This window comes from Robertmurraya kyonggiensis (genome assembly GCF_005116465.1).
GTDB classification, from domain to species: Bacteria; Bacillota; Bacilli; order Bacillales; family Cytobacillaceae; genus Robertmurraya; species Robertmurraya kyonggiensis.
Window position 1 is genome coordinate 1 of the sequence record NZ_SWBM01000082.1, and the last position, 1,077, is coordinate 1,077.

Consider the following 1,077-nt stretch of genomic DNA (forward strand, 5'->3'; position numbering starts at 1 on the left):
ATGATGAAATTCAATGCCGAGGAAGTGTTTTTCCAATTTCCGAACTTCTTCACAGTACGCATCCATGTCTTCATGGTTTCGATTCTAGTCCTTATTGACTTGTTTGATGACCAACATTGAATCCCCATACACCAGCAGACGCTTGATACTGAGGGTGATGGCCATCTTCATGCCGTGAAGAAGTGCTTCGTATTCTGCAGCGTTGTTGGTGACAGCGAACTGAATCTGCAGAACATACTTGAGTTGATCCCCTCGAGGTGAAATCAACAGAACTCCAGCGCCTCCGCCTTCCAGCTTGAGTGACCCGTCGAAATACATGATCCAATGCTCAGGCTTGGTGGTGGCGACTGGGAGATTGTGCTCGGTCCATTCCGATATGAAATCAGTAAGGACTTGAGACTTCATGGCCGTGCGAGAACGGAACTCGATGCTGTATGTTCCGAGCTCAACAGCCCACTTGGCGATACGCCCTGTAGCGTCTTGATTATGGAGAATCTCGCCAATAGGATAACCAGTAACCACAATGATCTTGTAGGTGTCGAAGTAGTGCCGCAATTTTCTGGATGTCATTAAGACAGCATATAGAATTTTTTGAACTTGAGGGTACCTGGATTTGGAGTCCGAGAGGACTTCGCTCACAAAGTACACAGGTCGTTGAATCTTCTGAAGATGACCTTCCTCGTCACGTTCAACGACAATGGCGGCGCTGACGACATTAGTGGTTGCTGAAATATAGAGCAAGAGATCTTCGCCCGGGAGCGGTGCAGTGAGCACAGGAGGCGTAGTCAGGAATAGCTTGAGCTTGTCGAAGGCGACTTGAGCTTCCTGAGTCCACTGAAATCTGTCTTGCTTCTTGAGTAGTTTGAAGAACTCAGTGCCGCGTTCCCCCAGTTTGGAGATAAAGCGGTTGAGTGCAGCCATGCAGCCCGTAAGCTTCATGACATCCTTGACGGTGGTCGGCGGCTCCATGTTCATGATAGTTGCTATCTTCTCTGGATTAGCCTCGATGCCGCGTTCGCTGATGATGAACCCAAGGAGCTTTCCGGATGGAACGCCAAAAACACACTTGGCGGGATT

At 49.0% G+C, this 1,077-nt stretch carries 1 protein-coding gene; it reads right to left on the reverse strand.

What is annotated here, in order from left to right; translation table 11 throughout:
- Positions 1 to 84 precede the first annotated feature (84 nt).
- Positions 85 to 1,077: RNase H-like domain-containing protein (locus tag FA727_RS25735; RefSeq protein WP_136833933.1), on the reverse strand; the 993-nt coding region annotated here is incomplete at its 5' end.